The organism is Solirubrobacter deserti, from assembly GCF_027587175.1.
GTDB lineage: Bacteria > Actinomycetota > Thermoleophilia > Solirubrobacterales > Solirubrobacteraceae > Solirubrobacter > Solirubrobacter deserti.
The window spans coordinates 1-13,308 of record NZ_JAPCID010000089.1 but is presented as its reverse complement, the minus strand read 5'-3'; the positions used below and the strand labels follow the sequence as shown (position 1 = coordinate 13,308).

Sequence of the window (13,308 nt, the reverse complement as noted above, 5' to 3'; positions counted from 1 at the left end):
GCCACCACGCGACGTCGTCCGTATGCACGACCGCGGCGTGCGACACCGCCCCGGCGAGCCGATGCGCGAGGGACGTCTTGCCCCCGCCGCTGCGGCCATCGATGGCGACGATCGGCGGGCGACCGTCCTTCGGCCCGGCCACGTCGAGCACGAGCGCAGCGAACGCGCTCAACGCTTCGACCCGCCACGGACCGGCCTGCGGCTCTCCCACACCGCCCTCGATGACTTCGAGCGTGCCAGCGGGACGCTCGCCCAGCACGAATGGGCAGCGCAACAAGCGGGCGCGAGGATCGGCATCCGGAGGGCGTGGGCCACTGGTGGCCGGAGGAGACGCCGGGGCCGGTCACTGAGGCTCTCACGGCCTTCTGGGGCGGAACTGCCGGATCCGGAAGGCGCTCCCGTGACCGACTCCCGCCGGTGAGCTTCACGTGACGGGCCGGAAGACCCCGATCAAGGCGAGCACCCCAAGCACGATGAAGATCGGGCCGATGATCAGCGCCATGGCGCCGGAGAGCCCGCGAGAGACCTGATCGTCCTGTCGGTTGAACATGCGAACCGCACGACCGGCGCGAGTCCTCCCGAGCGGATGCGCAGCGCCCGCCTCGTCGCGCCGGCGTTCCGCCTCGACCACGCGATCCCAGGTTCCTCCCCAATTCGTCAGGGTCGCCCAGCCGTGCAACAGCACGATGAACCCGAGCGGCGCCATCACGGCCAGTGACCGGCTCTCGGTCGCGGACGCAGAGGCGGCCGCAGCAGCCCACACCACCGGCATCGCGACGCGGCCGGCCGTGGTCGTCGGCAGGCGCGCCAAGGTGAGCAGGAAGAACACGACCGGCCCTGTACCCGCTCGGTCGCTGCACGACGCCGCGTGCGTCGCGAACCGGCTCGACCGCGTCGAAGGACGTCTATGCGCGCCCGCGTCGGCCGTCCTGGTCGTCAGGGATGCCGTCGCCGTCCCTGTCGGGGATGCCGTTGCACGTGCCCGGGCAGCCGCAGCGACCGGTCAACACCCACGACCCCGTCGGGCCGCCGCCGGTGAACGCGCCTTCCACCCGCAGCTTCTCGTTCTCGTCGTCGCCGCCGCCCAGTCGCACCTTCGTGACCGAACCGAAGATGCCGTTGCCGCGCTTGGGCTTGTCGCCGTTCCAGATCTGCAGCCGGCCTGGCGTGCCGGGCGTGTCGCGCGCGATGATCTGGATGCGCAGGTTGCCTCGGGTCTTGCCGCTGAGCACGACCGACGTTCCGCCGTAGCGCTTGTTGGGCTCTTTGCAGTTCATCATCCGGAACTTGCGCTCATAGCCGTCGATGCCCTTGAGGGTCAGCCAGGGGCGCAGGCCGGCCTGGGCCTGCGAGGGCAGCGCCACGCTTCCGGCGAGGACGCATGTGAGCACGATGAGGAGTCGCATGCTTCAGTGAAAGTGCCCGGGTCGGTGTCCAGATACTCCGGGCAGTTGGTGAACGGCTGCCGACTGACGCGCAGAGTGACGACGCCTCCTCGAGCGGTTCACCGGCGAGTCGCCGACCAACCGTCGCTGCGGCTACATTGCCGCCGGCATGAAGCGGCGAAGCGGACGGGAATGGGCGACGGTCACGCTGCTGCCGCTCGTATGGGTCGTCGGCGTGGTGCTGTTGTGGCGCTCACGGGCGTGGACCCTGCGCGACAAGGTCATCGGCACCCTGGTCGTCCCGGGCGGCCTCGCGTTCGTCATCTACGTCGCGATCGACGCAGCGCTGCTGCTCTACGGAGGCTGCGAGCCGCCGGAAGCCGGGTGCTCGGTAGCTCTGGACATCGATCCTGTCTCAGCGCTGATCTTGGGGTTGCTCACGATCCTGCCGCTCGTGTCTGCGGTCTACCTCGCGATCCGGGCGGACCTTCGCCGATCAACGTGACCGCTGGCTCGCCATCGCCTTCCGCTTCGGAGGACTACGGCCCGGCGGGGCAGGCGAGGCTCAGGCGAAGGCGGGCGAGTGCTCCGCCAGCAACCGTTCGAGCGCCGCGACCTCCAGGGGCGGCGCGAACAGGTAGCCCTGGCCGTGGTCGCAGCCGAGCTCGCGCAGGCGCTCCAGCTGGGTCTCGTCCTCCACGCCTTCGGCGATCGTGACCAGCCCGAGGCTGCGGCCCAGCTGGACCAGGGTCGCGATCAGCGGGTCGTGGGTGTCGCACGCGGAGATGAAGGTGCGGTCGATCTTCAGCGCGTTGACCGGGAACTGCTGCAGGTAGGCCAAGGACGAGTAGCCCGTGCCGAAGTCGTCGATCGCGATCCGGACGCCCGACGCGCGCAGCTCGCGCAGGGTCGCGGCGGCGGACTCGGCGTCGCGCATCAGCGCCGTCTCGGTGATCTCCAGAGACAGCAGGTCCGGGTCCAGGCCGGAGCGGCGCAGCGCGGAAGCGACCGTGCGCGTGAGCCCCGGGTCGTCGAGTTGGCGCGCGCTGACGTTGACCGAGATGCGGATCGGCGTGCCGGCGTCCAACCACTGGGCGGCCTGCTCGCAGGCGGTTTCCAGGACCCAGGCGCCGATGTCGACGATCACGCCCGACTCCTCCGCCAGAGCGATGAACTCGGCGGGCGGGATCAGGCCGCGGGTCGGGTGCTGCCAGCGCAGCAGCGCCTCGGCGGCGGGGACCTCGCCGGTCTGGAAGGAGATGATCGGCTGGTAGACGAGGAAGAGCTCGCTGCGGGCGAGCGCGCTGCGCAGGTCGGACTCGAGCTCGAGCCGCTCGTGGGCGGCGATGTGCATCTCGTGGCGGAACTCGGCGTAGCGGTTGCGGCCGGCGCCCTTGGCCTCATACAGGGCGATGTCGGCGTCGCGCAGCAGGTCCTTGGCGGCGTCGCGGTCGCCGGTGGCGATGCCGATGCTGGTGGTGATCGTGATCGGGCTGCCGGTGCCGAGGTCGAAGGGCTCCTGCAGCACGCGCACGATGCGGCCGGCGATCTTCTCCGCGCCGCCCTCGACGAGCACGACGAACTCGTCGCCGCCGAGGCGGCCGATCGTGTCGGTCTCGCGCAGGACGCTGGAGATCCGCGCGGCGACGACGCACAGCAGCTCGTCGCCGGCGGGATGGCCGAACGTGTCGTTGACGCCCTTGAAGCCGTCGAGGTCGATGAACATGGCCGAGACCTCGGTGCCGGCGTGGCGCGCCTTCCGCAGCATCTGCTCGGTGCGGTCCATGATCAACGCGCGGTTCGGCAGCCCGGTCAACGCGTCGTGCAGCGCCTGGTGGCGCAGCTGGCCGGTCTTCTCCTCGACCATCTTCAGTGCGCGGGCGCGGCCGCGGGCGAGCACCTGCATGAGCACGAACGCGAGCAGGCCGAGCGCGAGCCAGACGAGCAGGCACACCGTGGCCTGGACTTCTGGGTCGCCGATGCCGGTCGGCTCGGCGCCGGTGATCGTCACGGTCCAGCGGCCGTCGGCCTCGACGGACATGCGCTGGGTGACGCGATCGCCCCGCGCGGGCCGCCCGAACCGCGCGACCGACGCGCTGTGCATGGTCTCCGACAGGGTCCGGAACGCGGCGCCGGCACCGGTCGGGATGCGGTACTCGGGCACGGCGGCGTGCTCGCGCTCGAGGCTGACGGCGACGCCGCCCTGCCGCGAGACGGCGGAGGCGAGGATCGGCTCGGCGTCGAACAGGCCGATGATCCAGCCCGTCGCGCTCTCGCGGCGCGCGTCCAGCGAGCGCGGCACGCCGCCGCCCGCGTAGACCGGCGCGATCACCTCGAACATCTCGTGGCCGTGGCTGGAGGTGACGACGAACGCGCTGAACTCGCCCGAGTCGCGCGTCTCGCCCAGCAGCTTGGTGAGCTGGCAGAGATCAAGGCCCGGGACGGTCAGCTCGTCGAGCGTCTCCGCCATGCCCGGCCCAGCGACGCTCAGCTTGGGCAGGCAGTAGTACGGGCGCTCACCGGCGGGGTAGACGTCGGTGCGGCGCTCGCGCACGAGCTCCACGTAGCTGAAGCCGGCCACGCCGGCGAAGCGCTGGTCGACGTCCATCGAGTGGTACCAGCGCTTGAACTCGGCGTCGGTCATCTCGGGACGCGAGCCGAGCAGCGTGCGGGCCGCGAGCGTGAGGTCGTCCATGCGCCGCACCGCGGTGGTCACCGACGCGCCGATCGAGCCGGCCTGGGCGCTGAACGCCTGGTCGTTCTGGCGCTTGACCTGCGCGCGCCACAGCCCCGCGGTGGTGCCGGCGAGCGGGACGAAGACGGCAAGCAGCAGCCAGGCCGTCCACGTGCGGGCCTTGGGTGAGATCGCCTTGCGTCGCAGATTCGGCACCGACCCGGATAGTCGGCTGAACCCCGCGACGCTTGATCGTCAGTTGTCGATCGCGGCGACCCGGAGGCGGGCTTCCGCGAGCGCCTCCTCGGCCTGCCAGCGCAGCTCCTGCAGCAGGTCGCGCCCGTGCATCTGGGCCATCAGCGTCTGGTCCAGCAGCCGGGCGAGGTCGGAGTCGCGCGCCTCGGCGAGCCGCTGCTCGGCCTGCTCGACCGCCGCCGCCAGGGCCGGCGCGGGACCCGCGCTCGTCGCGACGGGAACCGCGTACGGGGACGTCTCCCACTGGCGCACGAGGTTGCCGATCGCCTCCGCGTCGCCCCTGCTGTAGGCGGCGTTGAGCTGCTTCATGAACGCCTCGGCGTGCTCGCGCCCGGCCGCGTCCGCCTGCAGGTCGGGGTGGATGCGCTTGGCGGCGTCCCGGAACAGCGTCTTGAGGTCGTCGCTCGGGGGCGGAGCGGCGACCGGCACGGAGGCCATCGCGGTCGTGGTCTCGCGGTAGCGCCGCTCGGCGCGCGCCGCTTCGGGCGTCCCGCGCGCGAGCTTGGCCTGCAGCTCCTGCACCTGCACGTCGATCACGCCGACCCGCGCGAGGTACTCGGCGTGGAAGGCCTGCAGCTCGCTCTGGAGCGTCGCGTGCTCCATCTCGAGCTCCGCGAGCCGGTCGCGCAGATCAGGCGCGGCCACGGGCGAGGTCGATCAGGCGGTCGAGGATGCGCTCGCCGTCGACGCGCAGCCCGTTGTGGTCGTACTCGCTGGTGATCCACGCGCGCATGCGCGGGACCATCTCCGCCGTCTGCTCCGCGAACCGGCGCTCGACGTAGAGGTCCTCGGTGTAGATCGTCGCCGCCACCGGGACCTCGTTTGCCCGCAGCACGGCCTCGTCGAACAGCCGCGGCCACTCGTGGGCGGCGAGCGCGTCGGCGGTCGCGCGCCGCGCGCCCTCGAACATCGAAGGCAGGATGTGCTCGGCCGTGAAGTACTCCGGCGGCATCTCGGGCCGCACGCGCTGCGCCGACCAGTTGGTCGCGAAGCCGTCGGCCCAGCACGCCTCGTGCAGCAGCCCGTAGATCGGGTTGCGCTCGAGGCCGAGCGGATCGCGCGCGTCCGCCTTGAACGCGGGAGAGTCCGGCGGGAGCTCGAGGACGTGGTGCACGCGCTCGAAGCCGTCGCTCATGCCGAGCCAGTTGCCGAGTGAGCGGAAGCGGTCGGGCAGCGCCAGCATCCGCTCGCGGTCCTCGGGGTAGCGCTCGTAGTAGCGCCGGCTGCGCTCGCGCACGCGCTCCCAGGTGGCGCTGAAGATGTCGTCCACGTGCACGCCGATGCCGGGCACGCCACCCGTGATGAACGCCTCGCGCAGACCCTCCGGCGCGAACGACAGGTAGGTGAGGAGCGTGATGCCGCCGTAGCTCTGGCCGAGCACGCTCCACGGCCCCGAGCCGAGCGCCTCGCGGATGACCTCGCAGTCGCGCACGATGCTGTCGGCGCGGAAGTGGATCAGGTACTCGGCGCTCTCATCGCCTCCCGCCGGCGTCGAGCGGCCCGTGCCGCGCTGGTCGAGCAGCAGGACGCGGAAGTCCTTCAGCGCCCGGTCGAGCCAGCCGGGGCCGCGCGGCGTGCCGGTCGGGCGCGGGGACTCGAAGCCCGGGCCGCCCTGCAGGTACACCAGCCACGGCCGCTCACGCCCGTCCGGGTCGGCCACCTCGCGCGCGAAGACGGTGATCGTCTCGCCCGGCGCGCCGTGGTCGAGCGGGACCTCGAACTCGTGCTCGGCGACGAACAGGCCCGGGATCATCCGAGGAAGCTCCAGAACTGCGCCGCCCAGCGCTCGCGGGCGTCCAGCGGCGGGAAGTGGCCGGACTCCTCGTAGATGGTCATCTCGACGCGGCCGCCGCGCGCCTCGTACTCGCTGAGCACGGCACGGATCTGCTGGACCATCGGCTGCGGCGGGAACGTGTCCGCGCCGGGCCAGCCGGGGACGACGCCGAGCGAGCCGAGCGTGCCCATCTCCCACGGCGACCCGTCGGCCACGACGATGTCCTGCGCGCCGTGCGTCCACAGGATCGGGGGCTTGGGGTCGACGTCGACGATGTCCGCCCAGTTGCAGTACTTGGGGGAGAGCGCGTTGAGGATGCCGCGCGTGCCGGGCGCGACGCCCGGCCAGTGCTCGGAGGTGGCCGTGTCGCCCGGGTAGCCGTCGTCACCCGTGAGCGACTTGAGGATCTCGCCGAGCAGCAGCTCCTCGCGCTTGGGCGGCTCGCGGTGTCCGACGCGCCAGTAGGACGTGTTCATCACGTTCCGCGGGGCGGTGTCGCCTTCCTCTGACCGGTCCCCGGCCGCGACGCGCGCGGCGAACTCCGGGTTGCCGGTGCCGCCCCCGGAGCCCGCGAAGTCGTCGAAGTGGGGTGTGCCGTCGAGCGCCACGCCGCCGTAGCCGTACGGGCTGACCGGGTCGATGAACGTCAGAGAAGCTACGGGATGCTCCATCGCGTAGTGGGCGATCGCCGCGCCGCCCGTGCTCCAGCCGGCGAGGTGGGGAGGAGCGGTGGTGCCGAGCGCCTGCAGCAGCGCGTGCACGTCGTCGGCCCAGTCGCGCAGGCCGCGCGTGGCGTCGATCGGCGCGCGGTCGGAGTCCCCGAACCCACGCATGTCCGGGGCGATCAGCCGGTAGCGCTCCGGCGCGTCCTCGAACAGGTGCTCATAGAAGCGGCCCGTCGAGAGGTTGCCGTGGATCAGGACGACCGGCGTGCCGTCCTCGGGTCCGGACTCGTGCACCTGCAGCGTGAGCCGGGCCGTATCGATGCGTGAGGAGCGCATCGCGCGAGCCTATAGGGATAACGTTCGCCATCCACCGGGAACAGGAGAGCCAATGTCGTCAGTGAACGGATCGGGTGAGGGTCACGGAGCATCGGTGAAGCGGGTCGAGGATCCGCCGTTCCTGCGCGGTGCCCGGCCGTACACCGACGACGTGCGCAACGAGGGCGCGCTGTACGCCGTGTTCGTGCGCTCGGGGATCGCGCACGGGCTGATCACGAGCATCGACGCCGACGAGGCGAGGGCCGCGCCGGGGGTCGTCGGCGTCTACACCGCGGCCGACTTGAACCTCGGCCCGTTCCCCACGGCGGGTCCGCCGGTGGACACGCCGGAGGAGATGCGCCGGCCGATGCTGGCGTCCGGCCGCGTGCGGTTCGTCGGCGAGCCGGTCGTCGTGGTCGTCGCCGAGACGCGCGCGCAGGCCGTCGACGCCAGCCAGCTCGTGTGGGTCGACTACGAGGACCTGCCGGTGCTGGTCGACATGACCAAGGCGCTCGACGCCGACGCACCGCTGCTGTTCCCGGACGCGCCGAACGGCAACCTGGCGGCCACCGGGCCGACGGGCGAGGACGCGCTCTCCGACGCCGAGGTGCGCGTGGGCGCGCGCCTGGTCAACCAGCGCGTCGCCGCCGTGCCGATGGAGCCGAGCGCCGCGCTGGCCATGCCCGACCCGGACGTCCCGGGCGGCTTCATCCTGTACACGCCCTCGCAGGGTCCGCACGCCTACCAGGGCACGATCTGCGCCTCCACCGGGCTCGAGAAGGAGCAGCTGCGCGTCATCTCCACCGCGACCGGCGGCGGCTTCGGCGCCCGGATCGCGTGCTACCCGGAGCAGGTCGTGGTCGTCGCGCTCGCGCGGGAGCTGGGCCGCGCCGTGCGCTACGTCGAGACGCGCTCGGAGACCATGCTCGAGATGCAGCACGGGCGCGCGCAGGTGCAGGACGTCGAGATCGGCGGCACGCGCGACGGCAAGGTCACCGGGCTGCGCGTGCGCGTGATCGCCGACGCGGGCGCCTATCCCGCCGACGCCGCGCTGATGCCGATGCTCACCGGCCTGATGTCGAGCGGCGTCTACGAGATCCCGAAGATCGACTTCCACTTCGACTGCGTGGTCACCAACACGACGCCGATCGGTGCCTACCGCGGCGCCGGGCGCCCCGAGGCGACGGCGCTGGTGGAGCGCGCCATCGACATGTTCGCGGCCGAGATCGGGATGGACCCGGCCGAGGTGCGGCGCAAGAACTTCATCACCGAGTTCCCGCATCAGACCGTCATGGGCGCCAACTACGACTCGGGCGAGTACGTGGCGGCGCTGGACAACTGCCTGGCCAACGCGGGCTACGAGGGGCTGCGTGCCGAGCAGGCGCAGCGGCGCCAGCGCGGGGACGTCAAGCAGCTCGGGCTCGGCCTGTGCTCCTACGTCGAGTGGACCGGGTTCGGCTCCGAGCTCGGGACGTGCACGGTGCAGGAGGACGGCACGGTGCTCGTGACCGCGGGCACGTCCTCACACGGCCAGGGCCACGAGACCTCGTACGCGCAGCTCGTGTCGGGGACGCTCGGGATCCCGATGCGGGACATCAAGGTGGTCCAGTCCGACACCAAGCTGGTCAAGCGCGGCGCGGGCACGATGGGCTCGCGCTCGCTGCAGGTCGGCGGCACGGCCGTCCAGAACGCGACCGACGACGTGCTCGAGAAGGCCAAGAAGCTTGCCGCGCACCTGTTGGAGGCCGACACCGGCGACATCCAGGTCGTCCACGGCGAGGGCCTGGCCGTCGCCGGCTCGCCTGCGTCGGCGATCCCGTGGGCCGAGCTCGCGCGCGCCGCGGCCGACCCCGCGCGCCGGCCCGAGGGCTTCGAGGGCGGGCTCGAGTCCGAGAACGACTTCGAGACGCCGGACGCGACGTACCCCTTCGGCACGCATCTGGCCGTGGTCGAGGTGGATGTGGAGACCGGCATGGTCGACCTGGTGCGCCACATCACGGTCGACGACGCGGGCCGGATCGCGAACCCGATGCTGGTCGAGGGCCAGGTCCACGGCGGCATCGCCCAGGGCGTCGCGCAGGCGCTGTTCGAGGAGATCGCGTTCGACGAGGACGGCAACAACGTCACCGCCAACCTCGCCTCCTACGCGATCCCGAGCGCCGGCGACCTGCCGAACTTCGAGACCGAGCGCACGCAGACGCCGACGCCCCGCAACCCGCTGGGGGCGAAGGGCATCGGCGAGGCGGGCGCGATCGGCGCCACGCCGGCGGCCTGGAACGCCGTGATCGATGCGCTGTCGCACATGGGCGTGCGCAACATCGACATGCCCGCGACTCCGCAGCGCGTCTGGCAGGCGATCAGCGCGGCAGCGGGCTGAGACGCAGCGCGGCTCGGCGCGGGCGGTCGCTCGCGCTGAGCTGGGCCGCGCGGCGGTGCAGCAGCTCGACCGCACCCGCGGAGCGCGAGAACGGGTCGGCGATGGCCGCTCCGTCGCGGGCGGAGATGGCCGCGATGAGCGCACCATCCTCGATCGCGATCAGCTGCGGGGCGGTCGGGACGACGGAGCTGTCGAGCGCGGCGAGGCGGGCCAGGGCGGCGGCGTCGTGGGTGTCGGCGAAGCGGATGACGGTGGACATGGGAAGCATGGTGCGGGACCGCCGCGATCATGTCCAATGATGATCTGCTGGTTCTGGCATAATGTCGCGTAATGCTCGATCTGAAGCTCTTGACGACCTTTCGCGAGGTCGCCGTGCGCGGGTCCTTCAGTGAGGCCGCGGCGGCACTCGACTTCACCCAGCCGGCGGTGTCCCAGCACATCTCGCGGCTGGAGGCGGCGCTCGGCACGCGCGTGCTGGAGCGCAGCGCGCGCGGCGTGACGCTCACGCCCGCGGGCGAGGTGCTGGTGCGCGAGGCGTCGGCGCTGCTGAACGCGGCGAAGCGCGCCGAGGACGCGGTGCGCGAGGCGGCCGGAATCGGGCGCGCGCAGGTCCGGGTGGCGGCGTTCGCGTCCGCCGCGGCGGGGCTGCTGCCGACGGCGACGCGCGAGCTGCGCGCGCGCCGGCCGGAAGCCGAGCTCGCGCTGACGGTGTGCGACGAGGAGCCCGCGCTGGACGCGCTGCAGTCCGGGCGCGTCGACGTGGCCACGATCGTGCAGTCGCCGCTGTCGCCGAGCACGCCGCGCGCCGGCGTGGACTATCTGCCGATCGCCGACGACGAGATGCGGATCGCGGTCGCCGCCGACCATCCGCTCGCCACGCGCACGTCGATCACGCTCGAGGAGCTGTGCGACGAGCCGTGGCTGATCGCCGAGACCACCGGCACGTGCGCGGACTCCAACGTCGTCTTCAACGCGTTCCGCGGCGCGGGCTACGAGCCCAACGTCCGCTTCCAGTCCGACGACTACCAGGCGCTGCAGGGGATGGCGGCCTCGGGGATCGGCGTGGCCATGATCCCGACGCTCGCACTCATCAGCTCCCGCTCGGACGTGGTCGTGCTGCCGGTCCGGGGCCGCGCGCCTGCCCGGCAGATCCTCGCCGCCGTGCGCACGGGGGAGGACAGCCCGCTGGTCGATCACATGGTCGCTTCGCTGCGCGCGGCGGCGCACACGCTGGCCGGGCGGCCGGCGCTGTCGGTCGTCGCTTAGAGGCGCTCGCGCAGGTCGGCGGCGATCTCGTCCATGGGACGGTCGCCGTCGATGCGCACCAGCACGCCGGCGTCGCGGTAGTGGTCGACGAGCGGGAGCGTGTCCTCGGTGTATTCGTGCAGGCGCTGCTCGATGACCTCGGGCGTGTCGTCCTCGCGGCCGCGGTCGAGCAGGCGCCGCTTGACGACGTCGAACGGGACGTCGAGGAAGACGACGACGTCGAAGTCCACGCCCTCGGCCTGCGCGAGGCGGCGCGGGAAGCCGTCGAGGACGTAGTGCTCGTGCGTGGCCAGGATGGGGCGGATGGCTTCGGTGACCAGCGCGTCCGGAGCGAGCTTGCCGGCCCGCAGGTAGCCGTCGACCTCGCGGCCGAGCGGCGTGTCCCCGGCGACCGCGGCGCGCAGCAGGTCGCCGGAGGAGATGTGCTCGCACCCGAGGTGTTCGGCCAACCGCACGCCCTGGGTTCCCTTGCCGCCGCCGGGCGGCGCGAGCATCAGCACTCTCATTCGTGAACGACCCTAGCGGCTTGTCGGCCAGCTCGAACCCGCGTGTGTGGTGATCCACATTGGCCGCCGCGCGGGCGGGATGGAAGATCGCTGCATGCTCCCGCACCTGTCCGACGACCTGTACCTGACCGACGGTGGGATCGAGACCGTCCTGATCTTCGACGAAGGCCTCGACCTGCCGCTGTTCGCTGCGTTCCCGCTGCTGGAGCACGAGGAAGGGCTGGCGGTGCTGCGGCGCTACTACACGCCGTTCGTGGAGCTGGCCGCGGCGCACGATGCGGGCTTCGTGGCCGAGACGCCGACGTGGCGCGCCTCACCACGCTGGGCGAAGGAGCTCGGCTACTCGAACGCGCAGCTGGATCAGCTCAACCGGCGCGCGGTCGAGCTCATGGCCGAGCTGCGCGAGCGCTACCCGCGGGTCCTGATCAGCGGCTGCGTCGGGCCGTCGGACGACGGCTACAACCCCACTGCACTGCTCACCGCGGAGGAGGCCGAGGCCTACCACGCGGTGCAGATCGGGTCGTTCGCCGCGGCCGACATGGTCACCGCGATCACGATGACCTACGCCGCCGAGGCGATCGGCATCGTGCGGGCGGCCGCCCGGGCGGGGCTGCCGGCCGTGATCTCCTTCACGGTCGAGACGGACGGGCGGCTGCCGTCTGGGCAGGCGCTGGGCGACGCGATCGCGGAGGTCGACGCCGCCGCGTGGCCCGCCTACTACATGGTCAACTGCGCGCATCCGACGCACTTCGAGGCCGTGCTCGACGGGCCGTGGGCATCACGCGTGCGCGGCGTGCGCGCGAACGCCTCCACGCTGTCGCACGCGGAGCTCGACGAGGCCGAGGAACTGGACGCGGGCGACCCGGCCGACCTCGCCGCGCGCTACGCCACGCTTCCGTTGACGCTGAACGTGGTCGGCGGCTGCTGCGGGACCGACGTCCGCCACGTCGCGGCCATCGCCGACGAACTCAAAGGTGCCCGGCACGTTTAGGTTGGGTGCGTGAACCAGGAGATCCGTTTCTGCGCGGTGCCGGGCGGACGCGTCGCGTACGCGACGCTCGGTGACGGGCCACCGCTGGTCGTCCCCGCGCCCTGGGTCTCCCACCTCGAGTGCGACTTCGAGCAGCCGGAGTACCGGGCGTTCATGTCCTCGCTGGCCGAGCGCTGGACGGTGCTGCGCTACGACCGGCTCGGCACGGGCCTGTCCGACCGGGTCGCGCCGGTGGACGACCGGACGACGCTCGCAGCGATCGTCGACCACGTCGGCCTGGCGGCGTTCGACGTGTTCGGCATCTCGGCCGGCGCGGTCACCGCGCTCCGGTACGCCGCAGAACACCCGGATCGCGTGCGCTCGCTCGCGTTGTTCGGCGCGTTCGCCGACGGCGCCGGGATCGCGCCGCCGGAGCTGCGGGCCGCGATCGTCGCGACCGTCCGCGCGCACTGGGGCGCCGGGGCGCGGATGCTCGCCGACGTCTGGATGCCCGGCGCGAGCGCCGCGTTGCGGGAGCGCATCACGGCGCTGCAGCGCGCCGCCGCCTCGGCCGACGTGGCCGCGGCGACGCTGGAGGCCGTGTACGCGACCGACCTGCGCCCGCTCGTGCCCCACGTCACGGCGCCCGCGCTGGTGATGCACCGCCGCGACGATCGCGCGGTGCCGTACGCGCTCGGCCGCGACCTGGCCGCGCGGCTTCCCGATGCCCGCTTCGTCCCGCTCGACGGTGCGATGCACCCGCCCTGGCTCGGCACACCCGCACCGGTGCTCGCCGCGCTGCTCGACGAGCCGGCCGAGCCCGGCGACGCGCTCTCGCCCCGCGAGCGCGAGGTCCTCGCGCTGGTCGGCGCCGGGCTCTCGGACGCCGAGATCGCCGAGCGGCTGGTCCTCAGCCCGCACACCGTCCACCGCCACGTCGCGAACATCCGCGCCAAGCTCGCGCAGCCGTCCCGCGCTGCCGCTGCCGCCTACGCCGCGCGCCGCGGGCTGATCTAGCCGAGCGCGGGGAGGCGTGGCGGGGCGGCGCGGAGCGGGGCGCCGCGCCGCCGCGACGGGTGCGCCCCCCACGATCGCGGCGCGCGCTCGTCTACGCGGCCACG

Annotated in this window: 13 protein-coding genes and 1 pseudogene; 5 read left to right on the top strand and 9 right to left on the bottom strand. The window is 72.6% G+C overall.

Going from position 1 to position 13,308, the window contains the following annotated elements; all coding sequences use genetic code 11:
- The 3 genes and pseudogenes from OJ962_RS33340 to OJ962_RS33330 all read right to left on the bottom strand — a co-directional run.
- Window positions 1–259, bottom strand: a pseudogene (locus OJ962_RS33340) (hypothetical protein); the annotation flags it as partial.
- Window positions 260–424: 165 nt separating this feature from the next.
- Window positions 425–829, bottom strand: coding sequence for a hypothetical protein (locus tag OJ962_RS33335; RefSeq protein ID WP_202958307.1), 405 nt, complete (start codon window positions 827–829; stop codon window positions 425–427).
- Window positions 830–905: 76 nt separating this feature from the next.
- Entirely contained in the window at window positions 906–1,406 is a 501-nt protein-coding gene (locus OJ962_RS33330) for a hypothetical protein (RefSeq protein ID WP_202958308.1), read from the bottom strand.
- Between the two features lie 148 nt (window positions 1,407–1,554).
- Between OJ962_RS33330 and OJ962_RS33325 the strand changes: the two genes are divergently transcribed.
- The gene (locus OJ962_RS33325) at window positions 1,555–1,890 is read left to right on the top strand and encodes a hypothetical protein (RefSeq protein ID WP_202958309.1); all 336 of its coding nucleotides are present in this window, start codon (window positions 1,555–1,557) and stop codon (window positions 1,888–1,890) included.
- A 60-nt stretch (window positions 1,891–1,950) separates the two neighbouring features.
- Here OJ962_RS33325 and OJ962_RS33320 read toward each other — a convergent pair whose 3' ends face one another.
- The 4 genes from OJ962_RS33320 to OJ962_RS33305 are packed head-to-tail and all read right to left on the bottom strand — an operon-like array spanning window position 1,951 to window position 7,089.
- Window positions 1,951–4,275 (bottom strand): bifunctional diguanylate cyclase/phosphodiesterase, encoded by a 2,325-nt coding sequence (locus OJ962_RS33320; protein WP_202958310.1) that lies wholly within the window; start codon window positions 4,273–4,275, stop codon window positions 1,951–1,953.
- Window positions 4,276–4,314: 39 nt separating this feature from the next.
- Window positions 4,315–4,959, bottom strand: a complete 645-nt coding sequence (locus OJ962_RS33315; protein ID WP_202958311.1) for a J domain-containing protein — start codon at window positions 4,957–4,959, stop codon at window positions 4,315–4,317.
- Window positions 4,946–6,067, bottom strand: coding sequence for an alpha/beta fold hydrolase (locus OJ962_RS33310; protein WP_202958312.1), 1,122 nt, complete (start codon window positions 6,065–6,067; stop codon window positions 4,946–4,948). The genes OJ962_RS33315 and OJ962_RS33310 overlap by 14 nt, the downstream gene beginning before the upstream one ends.
- Entirely contained in the window at window positions 6,064–7,089 is a 1,026-nt protein-coding gene (locus OJ962_RS33305; RefSeq protein WP_202958313.1) for an alpha/beta fold hydrolase, read from the bottom strand. Before OJ962_RS33305 ends, OJ962_RS33310 begins: the two co-directional genes overlap by 4 nt.
- A gap of 94 nt (window positions 7,090–7,183) precedes the next feature.
- On the opposite strand from OJ962_RS33305, the gene OJ962_RS33300 reads away from it, so the two are divergent.
- A complete protein-coding gene (locus OJ962_RS33300; protein ID WP_202958314.1) occupies window positions 7,184–9,445 on the top strand; it encodes a xanthine dehydrogenase family protein molybdopterin-binding subunit in 2,262 nt (753 codons plus the stop codon).
- Here OJ962_RS33300 and OJ962_RS33295 read toward each other — a convergent pair.
- Window positions 9,426–9,704 carry a hypothetical protein gene (locus tag OJ962_RS33295; RefSeq protein WP_202958315.1) on the bottom strand — a complete coding sequence of 93 codons (279 nt, stop codon included), beginning with the start codon at window positions 9,702–9,704 and terminating at the stop codon, window positions 9,426–9,428. The genes OJ962_RS33300 and OJ962_RS33295 overlap by 20 nt on opposite strands.
- Before the next feature lie 71 nt (window positions 9,705–9,775).
- On the opposite strand from OJ962_RS33295, the gene OJ962_RS33290 reads away from it, so the two are divergent.
- Window positions 9,776–10,711, top strand: coding sequence for a LysR family transcriptional regulator (locus tag OJ962_RS33290; RefSeq protein WP_202958316.1), 936 nt, complete (start codon window positions 9,776–9,778; stop codon window positions 10,709–10,711).
- On the opposite strand, the gene OJ962_RS33285 is transcribed toward OJ962_RS33290, so the two are convergent.
- Entirely contained in the window at window positions 10,708–11,217 is a 510-nt protein-coding gene (locus OJ962_RS33285; RefSeq protein WP_202958317.1) for an adenylate kinase family protein, read from the bottom strand. The two genes, OJ962_RS33290 and OJ962_RS33285, sit on opposite strands and share 4 nt — an antisense overlap.
- Before the next feature lie 94 nt (window positions 11,218–11,311).
- Here OJ962_RS33285 and OJ962_RS33280 point away from each other — a divergent pair, with 94 nt between their 5' ends.
- Complete coding sequence (locus OJ962_RS33280) at window positions 11,312–12,208, top strand: homocysteine S-methyltransferase family protein (RefSeq protein WP_202958318.1); 897 nt, start codon at window positions 11,312–11,314, stop codon at window positions 12,206–12,208.
- Window positions 12,209–12,217: 9 nt separating this feature from the next.
- On the top strand, window positions 12,218–13,204 hold the full coding sequence (locus OJ962_RS33275) for an alpha/beta fold hydrolase (protein WP_202958319.1): 987 nt from the start codon (window positions 12,218–12,220) through the stop codon (window positions 13,202–13,204).
- The last annotated feature ends 104 nt before the right edge of the window (window positions 13,205–13,308 follow it).